This is a genomic window from Burkholderiales bacterium (assembly GCA_035560005.1).
In the GTDB taxonomy this organism is placed as follows: Bacteria; Pseudomonadota; Gammaproteobacteria; order Burkholderiales; family Eutrophovitaceae; genus DASRFY01.
The window spans coordinates 1-18,913 of record DATMAN010000093.1 but is presented as its reverse complement, the minus strand read 5'-3'; the positions used below and the strand labels follow the sequence as shown (position 1 = coordinate 18,913).

Below are 18,913 nucleotides of genomic sequence, written 5' to 3'. Positions count from 1 at the left end.
CTTTTTTTCGACCCTGACACCGGAGTCCTAGACAGCCATGAAGTCAGCCCTCTTTGCCTTCGCAGTCTTTCTTGCCGTTCCGATCAGCGCACTGGCACACCACGGCTGGAGCAGCTACGACGCCGGTCACACCTTGGTCCTGACCGGCACGATCGTCGAGGCGAGCTACAGCTATCCGCATGCCACGATCAGGCTCAAGACGGCCGAGAAAACCTGGGAGGCGGTGCTGGCGCCGCCCTCGCGGATGGCCATGCGCGGAATTCCCGGAGATGCGCTCAAGGCCGGCCTGACGGCGACCGTCGAAGGCTATCCCAGCCGTCAGCGCGGCGATGAGATGCGTGCCGAACGCATCACCATCGACGGTAAGACGGTCGAGTTGCGTTGACCCTCGAAACGCCGCTGGAAAGACTGCAGGAGGTCGCCATCGCGGTGGCGATGCGCGAGTCCCTGTGGCTCTATCCAGTAGTGGAAACCGCGCACATTCTCGGTTTCATCGTGCTCGTGGGCGCGGTGGTCATGTTCGACCTGCGCGTGCTGGGACTCTCCGACCGCCTGCCGGTACGCAAGCTGGGCGCGCATCTGCTGCCTTGGTCAGCCGCGAGCCTGATCCTGGTCGTGCCTACCGGGTTGCTCATGTTCCTCGCCGACGCCGCCGCACTGGTGTCCAACCCCGCCTTCATCCTGAAAATGGTGCTGCTGCTGTGCGCCGGCGCCAATGCCGCCGCGTTTCATTTGGGAGCCTACCGTTCGGTCGCGACCTGGGACATGGGAATGCCCTCGCCGCCGGCCGCCAGGCTGCATGCCACCGTATCGCTGCTGCTGTGGATCGCGATCGTGGGTTGCGGCCGCGCGATCGCTTATGTTTGACCGTCCAAGCGCCCCTTCACCAGGTGCAGACGTTCCACGGCGGGCAGCGCGAGCAGCTCGCGGTCGTGGCAGGCGATGAGCAGCGTTCTGCCCTCGCGCGCGATCGCCTCGATCAGGGAAATCACGATGCGCCGGCCCTCTTCGTCGAGGTTCGCGGTCGGCTCGTCGAGCAGGTAGAGTTCCGGGGCGAGCAGATGGGCGCGGGCGAGCGCGAGCCGCTGTTTCTCGCCCGCCGAGAGCAGCTTCGCGTCGCGCTGCGCGAGGTGCCCGATCCCGGCCCACGCCGCGCCATCGGCCACCCTGTCCGCGATCTTGGACGTCCTCATTCCCGCGGCGCGCAGTCCGTAGGCGAGGTTGTCCGCTACGCTGCCGTCGAAGACATAGGGGTGCTGGTGGACGAAAGCGATCCGCCGGCGCAGCGCCTTCGGATAAGGCGCGAGCGCAAACGCCTGCGCATCGAAGACGAAACGGTCGGCTTGCGCGCGTTCGAGCCCGGCCAGGGCGCGCAGCAGCGTCGTCTTTCCCGCTCCATTCTCCCCGCTCACCAGATAGCCGCGCCCGCGCTCCAGCTTCAGCCGTGCGATGGCGACGAGCAACGCCTCGCCCGCCCGCACCTTCAAGCCCTCGACTTCGAGGAGCGCGTTCACCGGCGCAGGGCTCCGGCCCCCTGTGCCCAGGCCATGGCGAAGTTGACGCCGAGCGCCAGCGCCATCAGTACCAGCCCGAGCGCCACACCCTGGGCGAACTCGCCCTTGGTCGTCTCGAGCGCGATCGCGGTGGGAATGTTGCGGGTGAGCCCCGCGATGTTGCCCCCGACCATGAGCGAGCAGCCGACTTCGGAGATCACTCGCCCGAATCCGTTGAACACCGCGGCCATCACGGCGAAACGCATCTCGCGCAGCACCGTCCATGCAACCCGCAGCGCTCCGGCGCCCAGCACGATCGCGGTTTCCCGGGCGCGCGGATCGGCGCCCTGCACCGCCGAGAGCGTGAACGCCACCAGGATCGGCGCGGCGATCACCATCTGGCCGATCACCATCGCGGTCTGCGTAAACAGCAGTTGCATCGAGCCGAAAGGCCCCTGCCGCGACAGCAGCATGTAGAGCAGCAACCCCACGACCACAGTCGGAAAAGCGAACAGCGCCTGAGTCAGAACGATCAGCAAACGGCGTCCCGGAAATCGGCGAACGGCGAGCAGGTAGCCCGCCGCGATCGCCACAGGCGAGATCAGCAGCAGCGCGCCCACCGACACCTTGAGCGACACCCAGACGACGCCCCACAGCACAGGGTCCAGGCTCGCCAGCAGCCGCAGCGCTTCGACGGTGGTTTCGACGATCCCCACTCGCGTCTATCTCGCAGAAGGGAAGAAGACCTGCCGGCCCTGTATCCGGAAATCCGCAATCGCCCGCTGCCCTTGCTCGGAGGTGATCCAGTCGATCAGCGCAATCGCACCCGCGTAGTTCACGCCCGGATGCTTTGCCGGGTTCACCGCGATGATTCCGTACCGGTTGAACAGCTTCGGATCGCCTTCGACCAGCACGGACAGAGCCGTCTTGCCGCGCATGGCAGCGTCGGTGGCCCGGTCGGCCAGCGCGTAGGCTTGCAGCTCGGAGGCTATCATCAGTACCTCGCCCATACCCAGTCCTGCCGAGCGGTAGCTCGGGTTCGACTGCGGGTCGATGCCGAGCGCCCGCCAGCATCCCAGTTCCATCTTGTGCGTGCCGGAGTCGTCGCCGCGCGACACGAACAGGGACTTTGTCTGGGCAATGCGGCGCAAGGCTTCGAGCACGTCGCGCAGGCCCCGCACGCGCGCAGGGTCGGAATCCGGTCCCACCAAGACGAAGTCGTTGTACATCACCTCGCGCCGGTTCACCCCGTAGCCTTCGGCCACGAAACGTTCTTCATCGGGACGGGAGTGCACCAGCAGCGCGTCGACATCGCCGTTCTCGCCCACTTTCAGGGCCTTGCCGGTGCCGACGCTGATCACCCGGACCGGCACACCGTACACGGCCTCGAACTTCGGCAGCACAAAGCGCAGCAGACCGGAGTTGTCGGTGCTGGTGGTGGTCGCCAGCCGGATGTCGCGCTGGGCCAGAGCCGGCGCCCCCGGAAGGGTCATCAGTGACGCGGCGAACAGAGCGCAGAGACGGCGCATGCGCACGAGCCTCGTTGTGTCCAATTGGATATAATGCTCGTCATTCTCGCAGAATAACGATCCTCGAGGAGCGCGCCACGCCGATGTCCGCAGCCTCTGCAACCGTCCCGGATCAGCCGGCGCTGGTCGATGTGCGCGGCCGGCCGCTGCGCGACCTGAGGATCTCGGTTACGGACCGCTGCAACTTCCGCTGCACCTACTGCATGCCCAAGGAGGTCTACGGGCGCGATTTCCAGTTTCTCGAGCGCGCCCAGTTGCTGACCTTCGACGAGATCCACCGGCTCGTCCGCGTGTTCCGCGGGTACGGTATCGAGAAAGTACGCATCACCGGCGGCGAGCCGCTGGTGCGCCGCCAGCTCGAGAAACTGATCGAGCTGCTGGCGCGGGAGGCGGGTCTCGATCTCACCCTGACGACCAACGGTTCTCTGCTCAAGCAGAAGGCGCAAGCCTTGAAGGACGCGGGCCTCAGGCGCGTGACGGTGAGCCTCGACTCCCTGGACGACGCTGTATTCCGCGCCATGAACGACGTCGGCTTCCCGGTCGCGAAGGTGCTGGAAGGCATCGAAGAGGCCGACCGCGTCGGCTTGAAGCCGCTCAAGATCAACATGGTGGTCAAGCGCGGCGTCAATGACCACACGGTGGTGGACATGGCGCGGTTCTTCCGAGGCACCGGGCACATCCTGCGCTTCATCGAATACATGGACGTGGGCTCCACCAATGGCTGGCGCATGGACCACGTCGTGCCTTCGCGCGAACTGGTCGCCCGCATCGACGCGGTGTTCCCGATCGAATCCCTGGAACCGAACTATCGCGGAGAAGTCGCCGAGCGCTGGCGTTATCGGGACGGCCAAGGCGAGATCGGTTTCATCTCTTCCGTGACCCAGGCGTTCTGCCGCGACTGTACCCGAGCGCGCCTGTCGGCCGAGGGCCGGCTCTACACCTGCCTGTTCGCGACCGCCGGTACCGATCTGCGCGAGCCGCTGCGCAGCGGCGCCTCGGATGACGCGCTCGCCGAGATCATCGCCCGCGTCTGGCGCACGCGCGCCGACCGCTATTCCGAGGTCCGCACGGCCGAGACCGCGCGGCTGCGCAAGATCGAGATGTCCTACATCGGCGGGTAAATGGCAAGCGGTTACGGCAAGAAAGGATCGAGAGCGAAACACGAAGACACGAAGAAAAAGGCTGCTGAAAGCGTCCTCTGAACCATGCGCCAGATGCGAATGCCCGGTGTCGCGGCCATGGCCGGATTCCTGCAAGAGAATCCCGATCCGGACTTGCTTCGTGCCTTCGTGTTTCACTCTTCCTCGGTTTGCTTGATGGTGTAATTCAAGAATGCAACTTCCGAAGAGCCTGAGAGAACTGTCCTGCGCGGAGGATTACGACCCGAATTCGATGCCGGTCGACAAGGCGCGCGAGTTCATCCGCTCCGTTCTGGCGCCGGTGTCGACCATCGAGCGCGTGCACATCCGGGCTGCGCTCGGACGCGTGCTCGCCGAAGACGTGATTTCCCCGATCGACGTGCCGCAACACGACAACTCGGCGATGGACGGCTATGCGGTGCGCTTCGCGGATCTCGTGCCCGGCGGCGAAACGACGCTCCAGGTCGTGGGCAGCGCTTTTGCCGGCAGACCGTTCGCGGGGACCGTGGGCCCCGGCCAGGCCGTGCGCATCATGACCGGTGCGGTAATGCCGGCGGGTGCGGACACCGTGATCATGCAGGAGCGTGCGAAACCTTCCGCAGATCGGGTTAGCGTCACCTCCGTAGCGCAGAAGGGGGCCAATACTCGCAGCGCAGGCGAGGATTTGCGCCGGGGCGCGGTTGCGATCGGACGAGGACGACCCGTGCGCGCGGCCGAGCTCGGGTTGCTCGCTTCGCTCGGCATCGGCGAGGTTTGCGTCTATCGCAGGCTGCGGGTGGCTTTCTTCTCTACCGGGGACGAACTGGTGTCGATCGGCCAGCCGCTGGGTGCGGGGCAGATTTACGACAGCAACCGCTACACCCTCTACGGCATGCTCGTGCGGCTGGGCTGCGAAGTGCTGGACATGGGCGTCATTCGCGACACGCCGGAGGCAGTCGAACACGCGTTCGCCGAAGCCTCGCGGGCGGCGGACGTGGTGATCACCAGTGGCGGAGTATCGGTCGGGGAAGCGGATTTCGTGAAGCAGATCCTCGATCGTCTGGGAGAGGTCCTGTTCTGGAAGATCGCCATGAAGCCCGGCCGGCCGCTCGCCTACGGCAGGCTCGGCAATGCCCATTTCTTCGGCCTGCCGGGCAATCCGGTCGCCGTGATGGTGACTTTCTATCAGTTCGTGCGCGATGCGCTGCTGATCCTGCAGGGACAGACCGGAATCAGGCCGCTGCCCACGCTCAAGGTCAGGTGCACCTCGGCGATCAAGAAGGCAGCGGGGCGAACCGAGTTCCAGCGCGGCGTTCTTTCGCGCGGCGCCGACGGACAATGGACGGTGCGCACCACCGGAGACCAGGGATCGGGAATCCTTTCTTCGATGAGTCAGGCCGACTGCTTCATCATCCTGCCCGCAGAGACCGGCAACCTGGACGCCGGTGCCCTCGTCGACGTCCAGCTCCTCGAGGGGTTGATCTAAAGATGATTCGGAGTCCTTTTGAGCTATGAGCACCAGGGTGACGAGGTCGGAAGAGGAATGGAGGAAGCTGCTGACCCCGGAGCAATACCATGTGCTGCGCGAGGAAGGCACCGAACGCCGCTTCACCAGCCCGCTCAACAAGGAATACCGCAAAGGGACCTTCGTGTGCGCCGGCTGCGGCCAGCCGCTGTTCCGCTCGGAGATGAAATTCGACAGCGGCACCGGCTGGCCCAGTTTCTTCACCGCCATTCCCGGCGCGCTGGAGACGCGCCCGGATCACAAGTTCTTCATGGTGCGCACCGAGTACCATTGCTCGCGCTGCGGCGGCCACCAGGGACACGTATTCGACGACGGTCCGCCGCCGACCGGACTGCGCTACTGCAACAACGGTGTGGCGCTTCGCTTCGAACCCGAGGAAGAAGCCTGAGAGACACCTGAACCACGACGGACACGGAGGAGGACGTTCAATTTGCGCTTCTCTTCGTGGCTTCGTGCCTTTGGCTGCGGCTTAGCACCTCGGCTTTGCAAAGGTCGACCCGCCCTTCGGCAAGCCGCCGAACTGTGCGTCGCGTTCATTGCCCTTCTCCTGCTCGGCTCCGCTCGCTCAGGTCAAGAGCGCGGTGCAGCACTGTCCAGGGAATGCGGCGAGAGAGGGTTGGCTGCGCCGCCCGGTCGAGCGATCAGAACCCGAGCCGGGAGTCGCGCAAGGCCGCCTTGACCGGATCCTCCACGATCGCCTGCACCGCCGCTTCGTAGCGCGCCTCGAGTTGCCCCGGCGAGGCCACCGTCATCTGCAGGTCGCGCAGCAGGCCGTCGCGCAGCCCGTAGATCCAGCCGTGAACGCTCACGGCCTGGCCTCTGGCCCAGGCATCCTGCAGCACCGTGCTGCGGGCCACGTTGAACACCTGCTCGACGACGTTGAGCTCGCACAAGCGCTGCAGGCGCTGCTCCCGGTCGCTCAGCAAGGCGAGCTGACCGTGGTGCTTCTGCGCGATGTCCTGCACGTGCCGCAGCCAGTTGTCGATGAGGCCGAGCTTCAAGCGATCGTGCGCCGCGATCACACCACCGCAACCGTAGTGGCCGCAAACAATGACGTGTTTCACCTTCAGCACGTCCACCGCATACTGCAGCACCGAGAGACAGTTCAGATCCGAATGCACCACCACGTTGGCGACATTGCGATGCACGAAGACCTCGCCAGGAGCAAGCCCGGTGATCTGGTTGGCGGGCACGCGGCTGTCGGAACAGCCGATCCACAGGTAGTCGGGCGTCTGGATGCGCGAGAGCCGGTCGAAGAAGTCCGGCTCCGCGCGCCGTATGCCTTCGGCCCAGGCTCGGTTGTTTTTCAGCAGATGACTGAGATCGTCCATTCTCGTTCAATCGCAAAGTCGAATCACTCTCTATCTCCCTCGCCCACTTCCCGGATCAGCGCGAAGCGACAGCGCTGCCGCCGTAAAGTCGGGTGGCGGGCAACTGCCCGCCTTTGTCCACGCGCACTGCACAGTACTTGAATTCAGGAATCTTGCCGAAGGGATCGAGCACCGGGTTGGTCAGCAGATTGGCCGCCGCTTCGTAGAAGCAGAACGGAATGAACACCGCGCCGGGCGGTGTGGCTTCATCGGCGCGCGCGTAGAGCGCGATCTTCCCGCGCCGCGACGCCACCGTGATCGGCTCGCCCGGTCGGATCTCCATGCGGGCGAGATCGGACGGATTTAGCGAAGCGGTCGGCTCCGGTTCGATCGCGTCCAGAACCGAGGAGCGGCGGGTCATCGCGCCGGTGTGCCAGTGCTCCAGCTGCCGGCCGGTGATCAGCACCAGCGGATAATCGCCGTCGGGCTGCTCGGCCGCGGGAATGATGCTCACCGGGACGAAGCGGCCCTTGCCGGTCGGCGTGGGAAACCGTTCGCCGAACACCACGGGCTGTCCGGGATCGCGCTCATGCGCACAGGGATAGGTCACGCACGATTCGCGTTCCAGCCGTTGCCACGTGATCCCCGCGATCGAAGGCATGGCGCGGCGCATCTCGTCGAAAACCTCGGCCACACCGCTCTCCGGGCCCCGGTAACGCCAGTCCAGGCCGAGGCGGCGCGCCATCTCCTGGATGATCCACAGGTCGGGCCTGGCCTCGCCCGGAGGCTCGATTGCCCCGCGTCCGAGCTGGACCATGCGATCGGTATTGGTCACGGTACCCGTCTTCTCGGGCCAGGCGCTGGCCGGCAGCACTACGTCGGCCAGATAGGCGGTCTCGGTGAGGAAAATGTCCTGCACGACCAGCCAGTCGAGACCAGCCAGCGCCTGGCGCGCGTGATTCAGATCGGGGTCGGACATGGCGGGGTTTTCCCCCATGATGTACATGCCGCGGATGTCGCGCTCGAGCGCGGCCTTCATGACTTCCACCACGGTCAATCCGGGCTTGGGATCCAGTGCGGTGCCCCACAGCTGTTCGTAGCGCGCGCGCAACCGTTCGTCATCCACGCGGTGATAATCGGGCAGCATCATCGGGATCAGCCCCGCGTCGGAGGCGCCCTGCACGTTGTTCTGTCCGCGCAGCGGGTGCAGACCGGTGCCCGGACGACCGATCTGGCCGGTCATCAAGGCCAGCGCGATCAGGCAGCGGGCGTTGTCGGTGCCGTGCACGTGCTGGGAGATTCCCATGCCCCAGAAGATCATGGAGGCCCGCGAAGTCGCATAGGCGCGCGCCACGGTCCTGATCGTCGCGGGAGGGATCCCGCACACCGGCGCCATCGCTTCCGGGCCATAGCCCTCGACGTTGGCTTTCAGGTCCTCGAAGCCGATGGTGCGGCTGGCGATGAACGCCCGATCGATCAATCCCTCGTGCACGATGACGTGCATCATCGCGTTGAGCAGCGCGACGTCCGTATCGGGCCGGAACTGCAGGAACCAGGTCGCGTGCCGGGCAAGTTCGGTGTGACGCGGGTCGGCGACGATCAGCTTCGCGCCCTTCTTGGCCGCATTCTTGAACCACGTAGCGGCCACCGGATGGTTGCCGGCCGGATTCGCCCCGATCACGAAGATCACCTCGGCGTTGCGGCAATCGTTCACCGGGTTGGACACCGCGCCCGAGCCGATTCCTTCAAGCAGCGCCGCCACCGAGGAAGCGTGGCACAGCCGGGTGCAGTGATCGACGTTGTTCGAGCCGAACCCGGTGCGCACCAGCTTCTGGAACAGGTACGCTTCCTCGTTGCTGCCCTTGGCGGAGCCGAACCCGGCCAGCGCGTACCTGCCGTGGCTGTCGCGGATTTCCCTCAGCCGGCCCGCCGCCAGGTCGAGCGCCTCCTCCCAGCTCGCTTCGCGGAACACCTCCTGCCAGCGCGCCGGGTCGACCACGAAGTCCCGGCTTTTCGGCACGCCAGGCTTGCGGATGAGCGGCTTGAGGAGCCGCTGCGGGTTGTGCACGTAGTCGAAGCCGTAGCGACCCTTGACGCAAAGGCGCCCGCGGTTGGCCGGACCGTCCTTGCCTGTGACGTAGAGGATCCGGTTGTCCTTGACGTGATAGGCGAGCCGGCAGCCCACGCCGCAGTACGGGCACACCGACTCCACCGTCTTGTCGATCGGCTGCATGCCGACGTTGTTCGCCGGCATCAGTGCACCGGTCGGGCAGGCCTGAACGCACTCTCCGCAAGCCACGCATGTGGAGTTTCCCATCGGATCGCCGAAATCGAACACGATCTTCGAGCGCCCGCCACGATAAGCGTAGCCGATGACGTCGTTGACCTGCTCTTCCCGGCAGGCGCGCACGCAACGCGTGCACTGGATGCAGGCGTCGAGGTTGACCGCGATCGCCGGGTGCGAGAGGTCCGCCGCCGGCTGTTCGCGCGGCGCGAATCGCGGCCGACCGATACCCAGTTTGCGTTTCCAGCGAATGAGCTCGGAGTCGAGCCGATACTGCGCGTCCGGCATGTCGGCAAGCAGCAGCTCGAGCACCATCTTCTGCGACGCCAGCACCCGCGGGCTGGCGGTCTCGACTTCCATTCCCGCGGCCGGATGGCGGCAGCACGAAGGCGCCAGCACGCGCTCGCCCTTGATCTCGACCACACAGGCGCGGCAGTTGCCGTCGGGACGGTAGCCCGGCTTGTAGCACAGAGAGGGAATCTCCATGCCGTGGCACCTCGCGACCTCGATGATGGTCTGTCCGGCAACCGCATGAACCTCGGTGCCGTTGAGCTTGAATGAGATCGACCCATGCATCGTACCGCTCACCGGCATGGCGTGCTCCTTTGCCTTCAGTGCCTTTGTCGTGACGTTGCGTTCCGACGATTCACTCGAGCTCGTGCGAAAAGTATTTCATCACACTGAGCAGCGGATTGGGTGCCGCCTGTCCCAGACCACAGATCGACGCGTCTGCCATCGCCTGCGACAACTCGTTCAACAGCGACCGGTCCCAGGCGCTGGTCCGGATCAGCGCCAGCGCCTTCTCGGTCCCCACCCGGCACGGCGTGCATCGGCCGCAGGACTCGTCGCGGAAGAACTTCATCAGGTTGCGCGCCGCGAGCCAGGCCTTGTCGTGGTCGGAGAGCACGATGATCGCCGCCGAGCCGATGAAACAACCGTAGGGCGCGAGCGTGTCGAAATCGAGCGCAACGTCGCCCAGCGCGGCGGGCAGAATCCCTCCGGAGGCGCCGCCCGGAAGGTAGGCGTAGAAGCTGTGCCCGTCCAGCATGCCGCCGCAATACTCGTCGATCAGCTCTTTGACGGTGATCCCGGCCGGCGCGAGATGCACCCCGGGTCTCTTGACACGGCCCGACACCGAAAAAGAGCGCAGCCCGCTGCGCCCGCGCCGTCCCTGCGAGGCGAACCATTCCGCGCCCCGCTCGACGATCTCGCGCACCCAGTAGCAGGTTTCCAGGTTGTGCTCGAGGGTGGGCCGCCCGAAAAGGCCGACCTGCGCGACGTAAGGCGGTCGCAGCCGTGGCATGCCGCGCTTGCCTTCGATCGACTCGATCATCGCCGACTCCTCGCCGCAGATATACGCGCCCGCCCCGCGCCGCAAGTGCATGGGCGGCACCGCGCACGGCGGGTCAGCCTGCAATGCCGCCAGCTCCTTCTCCAGGATCAGCCGGCAGCCCGCATATTCGTCGCGCAGATAGAGATAGACCGCGCTGCAGCCCGTGGCCCAGGCCGCCACCAGGATTCCTTCCAGGCAGCGGTGCGGATCGCGTTCCAGATAGTGGCGATCCTTGAACGTGCCGGGCTCGCCCTCGTCGATGTTGACCGCCATGAGGCGCGGCGCCGGCTCGTTCCAGACGATGCGCCATTTGCGCGCGGCCGGAAAGCCGGCGCCGCCCAGTCCGCGCAAACCCGAACGCTCGATGATGCCGAAGAGCTTCTCCCGGTCCATGGCGCCGTCCAGACAATCTCGAAGCAGCCGGTAGCCGCCCTCCTTGCGGTATCGACCATAGCTCAGGTACGGCGCCACTGGACAGTTGCGCAGTCGGTTTCTGACCGCGTGCGCGACCTTTTCGACGGTCGCGCGCTCGACCGGATGCTGATGCACGACGACGACGGGCGCCGCGGCGCAGCGTCCGACACAGGGCGCACCCAGCACGCGCACCTCGCGACCGAGCACGGCGGGAAGGCGCTCGAGCAGCGCGCCGGCGCCCGCGATCTCGCACGAGAGCGAATCGCACACTCTGACCGTGAGCGGCGGCGGGCGCGGTTCGCCCTCCCTGACCACGTCGAAGTGGTGATAGAACGTGGCCACTTCATAGACCTCGGCCAGCGACAGCCGCAGCTCTTCGGCCAGCGCCGCCAGATGCGCGGCCGACAGGCAGCCGTAGCGGTCCTGGATCCCGTGCAGGAACTCGATCAGCAGGTCGTGCCGGCGCGGTGCTTCGCCCAGCACGGCACGGACCTCGCGCAGCGCCACGGGATCCACCGGACGGCCTTTGCGCCGGCCGGGGTCGCGCCGTGCCGGCGCGGGGAATGGGATGCGCTGAATCGGTGTGCTCACCTGGAAGCTGCCCGCTACCTGCTGGAACGCGTTGCACCCCGTGCCGCGCAGGGGCTCTGAGCGTTGCGTCCCGGATTCATCATACCCGAGCGGCGGCGCAGACCCCTCCGCACAGCGACGAATTGGGATAACGTATCCTGTCCCGCCCACACGTACACGAGCGCTCATTCGTTCATGCCCATGCACTCCTCGCCTCCGCGCCCGGTGCTGACCCAGGCCAGACGGGCGCTGACCCACACCGTGCCGGCGCGCAACGAACGGGGCGAGACCGTTCCCACCGACATCGCCGGCGAGCTGCCGTTGACGCTCTATGTGGACAAGCGCGAGATCGTCACCCTGATGACGCTGGGCCAGGCCCCGGAAGCCCTGGCGATCGGCTACCTGCGCAACCAGCGGCTGGTGCGCTCGCTCGAGGAGATCGCTTCGGTTCAGGTCGACTGGGATACCAACGCCTGCGCGATCGTCACCCGCGGGGGCATCGCCGACCTGCCCTCGAAACTGGACCGGCGCACGGTCACCACCGGCTGCGGACAGGGCACGGTGTTTGGTGACCTGATGGGTGAAATCGCGGCCGTGCAGCTGTCGCGCAGCGCGAAACTGAGCGAAGCGTCGCTTTATGCGCTGCTCGACGAAGTGCGCAAGCGGGAAACGATCTACAAGCAGGCGGGCGCGGTGCACGGCTGCGCACTCGCCCGGCAGAGCGAGATCCTCTACTTCGTAGAGGACGTCGGCCGGCACAACGCAGTGGACGCGATCGCCGGGATGATGTGGCTCGACGGGGTGAGCGGTGAGGACAAGGTGTTCTATACCACCGGCCGGCTCACCTCCGAGATGGTGATCAAGTGCGCCCAGATGCGAGTGCCGATCCTGGTATCGCGCTCCGGATTAACCCGGATGGGCTACGAGATCGCTGCCAAGGTCGATCTCACGATGATCGGGCGCGCAACCGGCAAGCATTACTTGCTGTTCACGGGGGTACAACGGTTTGAAAAGCCGTGATGGGTGACCAGTGACGGGAACAGGTCCAACCGCATCTTCTCGCTCGTCGCACGCCACCCTTTACTGCGGCGCCGCGCCGTCGGTCACCGGGGTCATCCTCGCGGGCGGGCTGGGACGGCGCATGGGCGGAGCCGACAAAGGGCTGCAGCCCTTTGGCGGCCGGCCGATGATCGAATGGGTACTGGAACGTCTCGCGCCCCAGGTTGACGAAATCCTCGTCAACGCCAACCAGAACCTGGAGCGTTACGCCGTCTACGGCCATCGCGTCGTTGCCGACGAGATCGGCGGCTTTGCAGGGCCTCTGGCGGGACTGCACCGGGGAATGAAGGAAGCGCGCTCGCCGCTGGTGGCTACGGTGCCTTGCGACTCGCCTTTTCTGCCGCCGGATCTCGTGGCGCGCCTCACCCACCCGGTTCGCTCGGGGCAGGCACAGCTCGCCGTGGCGAAAACAGGCAGCCAGCCGCACCCGGTGTTCTGCGTGGCGCGTCGCGACCTGCTTGCACATCTCGAGCGCTTTCTGGCGGAAGGTGGCAGGAAAATCGATGCCTGGTACGCGACGCTGCGGGTGGCCGAAGTCGCCTTCGACGATCAGCCGAAGGCTTTCGGCAACTTCAACACGCTCGAGGAGCTGCGCGCCGCGGAACTGTTGCACAGCGCAGCACGACCACCCGGGAACACGGAGTAACCACCCGGACGAAAAAAGCTCGGATGGCAAGACGCAACGCCACACGAGTGGATCAGCGACCGACACCTCAGCCCAGAAGGAAAACGGTGAAAGACCGGGATCGACTCCTGATCTTTCTCGCTGCCTTGGTGGTAAGTCCTCCCGCTAGCGCGAAGAGGGTGCAGAGGGCTTGGGATCGAGGAGCTGAAAGAAGATCTCGTCCTTCCGGATCATCCCCAGCTCAGCCCGCGCCCGCTCCTCGATCGCCTCGAACCCCTCTTTCAGATCGCGCACTTCGGCCGCCAGTGCCTGGTTGCGCACGGCCATGGCACGGTTGCTCTCGCGCTGCGCCTCGATCTGACGGTCCAGACGCCACACGGTGAGCCAGCCGCCCTTGCCCAGCCACAGCGGATACTGGAGCGCCGCGATCAGCACGAGCAGCACGACGGCCAGGAGGCGCATCAGCGGATGTCGCGGAACGCGCCGCGCCCTGCATAGCTGGCCGAATCGCCCAGGTCTTCCTCGATGCGCAGAAGCTGGTTGTACTTGGCCAGGCGGTCCGAGCGCGAGAGCGATCCCGTCTTGATCTGCAAGGCGTTGGTGCCCACCGCGAGATCGGCGATGAAAGTGTCCTCGGTTTCTCCCGAGCGATGCGACACCACCGCGCCATAGCCGGCGCGCTTGGCCATTTCGATCGCGGCAAGGGTCTCGGTCAGCGTGCCGATCTGGTTGATCTTGATGAGAACGGCGTTGGCTACGCCCTGGCTGATCCCCTGCGCAAGGATCTTGGTGTTGGTCACGAAGAGGTCGTCGCCGACCAGCTGCACTTTCCCGCCCAGCTTTCTGGTCAAGAGCTTCCAGCCTTCCCAGTCGCTCTCCGCCATGCCGTCCTCGATCGAAACGATCGGATACTTCGCGACCCAGTCCTCCAGATAGTCTGCCAGCTCCGCAGCCGTGAGCTTCCTGCCGTCCGACGCCAGTTCGTACTTGCCGTTGGCGAAAAACTCCGAGCTCGCGCAATCGAGCCCGATCGACACCTGCGAGCCAGGCGCATAGCCCGCCGCCTCGATCGCCTCCAGGATCAGTTTCAGCGCGGCCTCGTTGTTCGGCAGATTCGGGGCAAATCCGCCCTCGTCGCCGACCGTGGTGGGCATGCCGCGCTTGTCGATCAGCTTGCGCAAGGCATGGAAAATCTCCGCCCCCCAGCGAAGCGCTTCACGAAAGCTCGCGGCGCCCAGGGGAATGATCATGAACTCCTGCAAGTCGAGGCTGTTGTTGGCGTGCGCCCCGCCGTTGATCACGTTCATCATGGGCACTGGCAGCTGCATGCGGCCGGCGCCGCCCAGATAGCGGTACAGCGGCAGCCCGGATTCTTCCGCCGCCGCCTTGGCCACGGCCAGCGAAACCGCGAGCAGTGCGTTGGCGCCCAGTCGCGATTTGTTTTCCGTCCCGTCCAGTTCTATCAACGTCTGGTCGATGAACGCCTGTTCGATCGCGTCCAGCCCGACAATCGCTTCGCAGACCTCGGTGTTGATGTGTTCCACCGCCTTGAGCACGCCCTTGCCGAGGTAGCGCCCCTGATCGCCGTCGCGCAGCTCGATGGCTTCGCGACTTCCGGTCGAGGCGCCCGAGGGCACGGCAGCGCGGCCGCTCACGCCCGATTCGAGCAGCACGTCCGCTTCCACGGTCGGATTGCCGCGCGAGTCCAGGATTTCGCGGGCGACGACATCGACGATCGAACTCATGCGTTTTCCTTGTTCTCCAGATCGATCACTTCAGCAGAGCTTCGGCGAAGCCTTGGCGTTTGACCAGTTCGTCCAGGCTTTTCAGCGTTTCGAGCAAAGGTCGCATCAGCGGCAAGGGCCAGGCGTTGGGGCCGTCGGACAGCGCCTTTTCCGGATTCGGATGCGTCTCCATGAACACGCCCGAGACGCCGCTCGCCACTGCCGCCCGGGCCAGTACCGGCACGAACTCGCGCTGGCCGCCGCTCGAAGACCCCTGTCCGCCCGGAAGCTGCACCGAGTGCGTGGCATCGAACACAACCGGACAGCCGGTGTCGCGCATGATCGCGAGCGAGCGCATGTCGGAGATCAGGTTGTTGTAGCCGAACGAGGCGCCGCGCTCGCACACCAGGATGTTGTCCTGCCCGCTGGCTTCACGCGCCTTCTCCACCACGTTCTTCATCTCGTGCGGCGCGAGGAACTGGCCTTTCTTGATGTTGACCGGTTTGCCGGCCGAGGCCACGGCGTGAATGAAATCGGTCTGGCGGCACAAGAACGCCGGTGTCTGGAGAACGTCGACCGCGGCGGCAACCTCGGCCACCTCGGCTTCACTGTGCACGTCGGTCAGGACCGGCACGCCGATCTGGCGGCGCACGTCGGCCAGTACTTGCAGGCCGCGTTGCATGCCCGGCCCGCGAAACGACTTGCCGGAGCTACGGTTGGCCTTGTCGTAGGAGGCCTTGAAGATGAACGGCATCCCGAGCGCTGCGGTGATTTCCTTGAGCTTGCCCGCGACGTCGAACGCCAGCTCGCGCGACTCGATCACACAGGGGCCGGCGATCAGGAAAATCGGCCGGTCCAGCCCCACATCGAAGCCGCAGAGCTTCATGGCCGCACCCGTGCCCCCGGCCCCAAGAGCGCCTTCACGGTCGCATCCCCGAACACCGCTTCGGGACCCCTGCTCCGCGCTGCGGCGCTCCCGGCGATCAGGAAAATCGGCCGATCCAGCCCCACATCGAAGCCGCAGAGCTTCTTGCGGCTGCCGCCAACCGCGCTGCAGCGATCAACGCCGGGTAATGCGGGACCGGCCGGATGGTCCCGGCCGGCGTGGCGCTCGATCTTCATGGCACCCGGCTTCAGGCGAGGCTTTGCACGCGCGATTCGCGTGCGGTCGAGGTCAGGTGGCGCCGTTGCTGGTGCTCCAGCGCGGCGCGAATGAACGCCTTGAACAGCGCATGACCGGCGCGCGGCGTGGAGGTGAATTCCGGATGAAACTGGCAACCGATAAACCACGGATGGTCCGGCAGCTCGATCATTTCGCACAGACCTTCGCGCGGCGACATGGCCGAAACCTTCAGTCCGGCCTCCTTGAGCACCGGCAGGAACTGGTTGTTGACTTCGTAGCGGTGGCGGTGCCGCTCTGTGATCCGTTCCGCACCATAGATCTCCCGCGCCCTGGTTCCGGGAAGCAGGATCGCTTCCTGGCCGCCCAGCCGCATGGTGCCGCCGAGGTCGGAGCGCTCATCGCGCACTTCGCGCCGGCCCTCGCGCGTCATCCACTCGGTAATGAGCGCGATCACCGGATAAGGCGTATCGGGCTCGAACTCCGTGCTGTGGGCGCCGGGCAGGCTGGCCACGTTGCGGGCGAATTCGATCACGGCGAGCTGCATGCCCAGGCAGATCCCCAGATACGGAATTTTGTTCTCGCGCGCATGGCGAATCGCCTTGATCTTGCCTTCCACGCCGCGCTTGCCGAAGCCGCCCGGCACCAAGACCGCATCCATGCCGGAAAGGGAAGCCACACCGTCGCGCTCGATGTCTTCGGAATCGACGTAATGGATGTTGATTCGTGAACCCGTGTGGATGCCGGCGTGCACCAGGGCTTCGGACAGCGATTTGTAGGACTCGGTGAGATCGACGTATTTGCCCACCAGCGCGATATCGACAGAATGGCCGGGGTGCTCCAGCTGGTAGACCAGCCGGTCCCAGGACGACAGATCGGCCGGAGGGGCCTGGATGTCGAGCTTCTTGAGCACGATGTCGTCCAGACCCTGGCTGTGCAGCAGGCCGGGAATCTTGTAGATGCAATCGACGTCCACCGCGGAGATGACCGCCGCTTCCTCCACGTTGGTGAACAGCGCGATCTTGCGCTTCTCGTTCTCCGGGATCTCGCGGTCGGCGCGGCACAGCAGCACGTCGGGCTGAATGCCGATCTCGCGCAGTTCCTTGACCGAGTGCTGGGTCGGCTTGGTCTTGATCTCCCCGGCCGACGGGATGTAGGGCAGCAGCGTGAGATGAATGAAGCACGTGTTGTGCTTGCCCAGCTGGATGCTCATCTGCCGGGCGGCTTCCAGGAACGGCAGCGACTCGATGTCGCCTACGGTCCCGCCGATCTCGACCAGGGCCACGTGCGCGTCGCCCGCGCCCATGCGAATGAAGTGCTTGATCTCGTCGGTGATATGCGGGATCACCTGCACCGTGCCGCCGAGGTAATCGCCGCGACGCTCCTTGCGGATCACGCTTTCGTAGATCTGGCCGGTGGTGAAGTTGTTGCGCTTCGACATCCTGACGTTGACGAAGCGCTCGTAGTGGCCCAGATCGAGATCGGTCTCCGCGCCGTCCTCGGTGACGAACACCTCCCCGTGCTGGAAGGGGCTCATCGTCCCGGGATCGACGTTGATGTAGGGATCGAGCTTGAGGAGGGTGAGCTTGATGCCGCGCGACTCGAGGATTGCCGCCAGCGACGCGGAGGCGATGCCTTTGCCCAGCGAGGAGACGACGCCGCCGGTGACAAAGATGAATTTGGTCATGCCGTGCCGGACACGCAACGCATGCGGAATGATAGCGCATTCCGCAACGCCGCAACAGGCGGCGCGCGCGTCACGCCGCTGCTTGCGCCGCTCGATGCTTGCCCAGGTAGAGCCACGTATCGACCACCGTATCCGGGTTCAGGGAAATGGTTTCGATGCCCTCGCTCATCAGCCACTGCGCGAAGTCCGGATGGTCGGAGGGCCCCTGGCCGCAGATGCCCGCGTACTTTCCGGCACGGCGGCAGGCCTGGATGGCGAGATGCAGCAGCTGCTTCACCGCCGGGTCGCGCTCGTCGAACTGTCCGGCGACGATGCCGGAATCGCGGTCCAGCCCGAGCGTGAGCTGTGTCATGTCGTTCGAGCCGATCGAGAAGCCGTCGAAGTACTGCAGAAACTGATCGGCCAGCACCGCATTGGACGGGATTTCGCACATCATGATGATTCGCAGACCGTTGTGGCCGCGCTGCAGGCCGTTTGCGGCGAGCAGGTCGACCACCTGCCGCGCCTCCTCGACGGTGCGCACGAAGGGCACCATGACTTCGATGTTGGTCAGCCCCATCTCGTCGCGAGCCTTCTTCAGCGCGCGGCACTCGAGCTCGAAGCAGTCGCGAAAACTCTCCGCGATGTAGCGCGAGGCGCCACGGAAGCCGAGCATCGGATTCTCCTCCACCGGCTCGTAGAGCTTGCCGCCGATCAGGCTGGAGTATTCGTTGGACTTGAAGTCCGACAGCCGGACGATCACGGGCTTGGGAAAGAACGCGGCACCCAGGGTTGCGATGCCCTCGGTCAGCTTTTCCACGTAGAAGCCGGCTGGATTCGCGTAGCCGGAGGATTGCGCCTCGACCTGCGCCTTGATCTGCTCCGGCAGGTCGGGATACGTCAGGGCCGCCTTGGGGTGAATGCCGATCATGCGGGCGATGATGAACTCCAGCCGGGCCAGACCGACGCCCGCGTTGGGCAGGCGTTGGAAATCGAAGGCGAGTTCCGGATTGCCGACGTTCATCGCGATCTTCACCGGTATCGCCGGCAGCTGGTCCAGCTTGATCCGCATCACCTCGACGTCGAGGATGCCCTGGTAGACATAACCGGTGTCACCTTCGGCGCAGGACACGGTGACGTGGG

General features: G+C 65.5%; 19 protein-coding genes. 7 read left to right on the top strand and 12 right to left on the bottom strand.

The window, feature by feature from the left end:
* Nucleotides 1–37: 37 nt before the first annotated feature.
* Both VNM24_14100 and VNM24_14095 read left to right on the top strand, forming a co-directional pair.
* Nucleotides 38–385, top strand: a complete 348-nt coding sequence (locus tag VNM24_14100; GenBank protein ID HWQ39715.1) for a DUF6152 family protein — start codon at nt 38–40, stop codon at nt 383–385.
* Nucleotides 382–867 (top strand): hypothetical protein, encoded by a 486-nt coding sequence (locus VNM24_14095; protein HWQ39714.1) that lies wholly within the window; start codon nt 382–384, stop codon nt 865–867. The genes VNM24_14100 and VNM24_14095 overlap by 4 nt, the downstream gene beginning before the upstream one ends.
* On the opposite strand, the gene VNM24_14090 is transcribed toward VNM24_14095, so the two are convergent.
* From VNM24_14090 to VNM24_14080, 3 genes are read right to left on the bottom strand one after another with little or no spacing between them, the layout of a single operon-like run.
* Complete coding sequence (locus VNM24_14090; protein ID HWQ39713.1) at nt 858–1,514, bottom strand: energy-coupling factor ABC transporter ATP-binding protein; 657 nt, start codon at nt 1,512–1,514, stop codon at nt 858–860. The genes VNM24_14095 and VNM24_14090 overlap by 10 nt on opposite strands.
* Nucleotides 1,511–2,209: an ABC transporter permease gene (locus VNM24_14085; protein HWQ39712.1), complete on the bottom strand. Its 699-nt coding sequence runs from the start codon at nt 2,207–2,209 to the stop codon at nt 1,511–1,513. The genes VNM24_14090 and VNM24_14085 overlap by 4 nt, the downstream gene beginning before the upstream one ends.
* A gap of 6 nt (nt 2,210–2,215) precedes the next feature.
* Nucleotides 2,216–2,986 (bottom strand): substrate-binding domain-containing protein, encoded by a 771-nt coding sequence (locus VNM24_14080; GenBank protein HWQ39711.1) that lies wholly within the window; start codon nt 2,984–2,986, stop codon nt 2,216–2,218.
* Between the two features lie 119 nt (nt 2,987–3,105).
* On the opposite strand from VNM24_14080, the gene moaA reads away from it, so the two are divergent.
* The 3 genes from moaA (at nt 3,106) to msrB (ending at nt 6,053) form a co-directional block, all read left to right on the top strand.
* Nucleotides 3,106–4,143, top strand: coding sequence for a GTP 3',8-cyclase MoaA (gene moaA / locus VNM24_14075; protein ID HWQ39710.1), 1,038 nt, complete (start codon nt 3,106–3,108; stop codon nt 4,141–4,143).
* A 211-nt stretch (nt 4,144–4,354) separates the two neighbouring features.
* Nucleotides 4,355–5,626 carry a gephyrin-like molybdotransferase Glp gene (gene glp / locus VNM24_14070; GenBank protein HWQ39709.1) on the top strand — a complete coding sequence of 424 codons (1,272 nt, stop codon included), beginning with the start codon at nt 4,355–4,357 and terminating at the stop codon, nt 5,624–5,626.
* 25 nt (nt 5,627–5,651) lie between these two features.
* The gene (gene msrB / locus VNM24_14065) at nt 5,652–6,053 is read left to right on the top strand and encodes a peptide-methionine (R)-S-oxide reductase MsrB (GenBank protein ID HWQ39708.1); all 402 of its coding nucleotides are present in this window, start codon (nt 5,652–5,654) and stop codon (nt 6,051–6,053) included.
* 253 nt (nt 6,054–6,306) lie between these two features.
* Here the strand turns inward: msrB and can are convergent, their stop codons facing one another.
* From can to VNM24_14050, 3 genes are read right to left on the bottom strand one after another with little or no spacing between them, the layout of a single operon-like run.
* Entirely contained in the window at nt 6,307–6,996 is a 690-nt protein-coding gene (gene can, locus VNM24_14060; GenBank protein ID HWQ39707.1) for a carbonate dehydratase, read from the bottom strand.
* Nucleotides 6,997–7,051: 55 nt separating this feature from the next.
* Nucleotides 7,052–9,853 carry a formate dehydrogenase subunit alpha gene (gene fdhF, locus VNM24_14055; protein ID HWQ39706.1) on the bottom strand — a complete coding sequence of 934 codons (2,802 nt, stop codon included), beginning with the start codon at nt 9,851–9,853 and terminating at the stop codon, nt 7,052–7,054.
* A 52-nt stretch (nt 9,854–9,905) separates the two neighbouring features.
* Nucleotides 9,906–11,585 carry an NAD(P)H-dependent oxidoreductase subunit E gene (locus tag VNM24_14050; GenBank protein HWQ39705.1) on the bottom strand — a complete coding sequence of 560 codons (1,680 nt, stop codon included), beginning with the start codon at nt 11,583–11,585 and terminating at the stop codon, nt 9,906–9,908.
* 192 nt (nt 11,586–11,777) lie between these two features.
* Here VNM24_14050 and VNM24_14045 point away from each other — a divergent pair, with 192 nt between their 5' ends.
* Nucleotides 11,778–12,596, top strand: coding sequence for a formate dehydrogenase accessory sulfurtransferase FdhD (locus tag VNM24_14045; GenBank protein HWQ39704.1), 819 nt, complete (start codon nt 11,778–11,780; stop codon nt 12,594–12,596).
* A 94-nt stretch (nt 12,597–12,690) separates the two neighbouring features.
* Nucleotides 12,691–13,281 (top strand): molybdenum cofactor guanylyltransferase MobA, encoded by a 591-nt coding sequence (gene mobA / locus VNM24_14040; protein ID HWQ39703.1) that lies wholly within the window; start codon nt 12,691–12,693, stop codon nt 13,279–13,281.
* 144 nt (nt 13,282–13,425) lie between these two features.
* Here the strand turns inward: mobA and ftsB are convergent, their stop codons facing one another.
* The 6 genes from ftsB to VNM24_14010 form a co-directional block, all read right to left on the bottom strand.
* Complete coding sequence (gene ftsB, locus VNM24_14035; GenBank protein HWQ39702.1) at nt 13,426–13,722, bottom strand: cell division protein FtsB; 297 nt, start codon at nt 13,720–13,722, stop codon at nt 13,426–13,428.
* The gene (gene eno, locus VNM24_14030) at nt 13,722–15,005 is read right to left on the bottom strand and encodes a phosphopyruvate hydratase (protein ID HWQ39701.1); all 1,284 of its coding nucleotides are present in this window, start codon (nt 15,003–15,005) and stop codon (nt 13,722–13,724) included. The genes ftsB and eno overlap by 1 nt, the downstream gene beginning before the upstream one ends.
* A gap of 25 nt (nt 15,006–15,030) precedes the next feature.
* Complete coding sequence (gene kdsA / locus VNM24_14025; protein ID HWQ39700.1) at nt 15,031–15,870, bottom strand: 3-deoxy-8-phosphooctulonate synthase; 840 nt, start codon at nt 15,868–15,870, stop codon at nt 15,031–15,033.
* The gene (locus VNM24_14020) at nt 15,867–16,106 is read right to left on the bottom strand and encodes a hypothetical protein (GenBank protein HWQ39699.1); all 240 of its coding nucleotides are present in this window, start codon (nt 16,104–16,106) and stop codon (nt 15,867–15,869) included. The genes kdsA and VNM24_14020 overlap by 4 nt, the downstream gene beginning before the upstream one ends.
* Nucleotides 16,107–16,117: 11 nt before the next feature.
* Nucleotides 16,118–17,791 carry a CTP synthase gene (locus VNM24_14015; protein HWQ39698.1) on the bottom strand — a complete coding sequence of 558 codons (1,674 nt, stop codon included), beginning with the start codon at nt 17,789–17,791 and terminating at the stop codon, nt 16,118–16,120.
* A 70-nt stretch (nt 17,792–17,861) separates the two neighbouring features.
* Nucleotides 17,862–18,913: putative PEP-binding protein (locus VNM24_14010; GenBank protein ID HWQ39697.1), on the bottom strand; the 1,052-nt coding region annotated here is incomplete at its 5' end.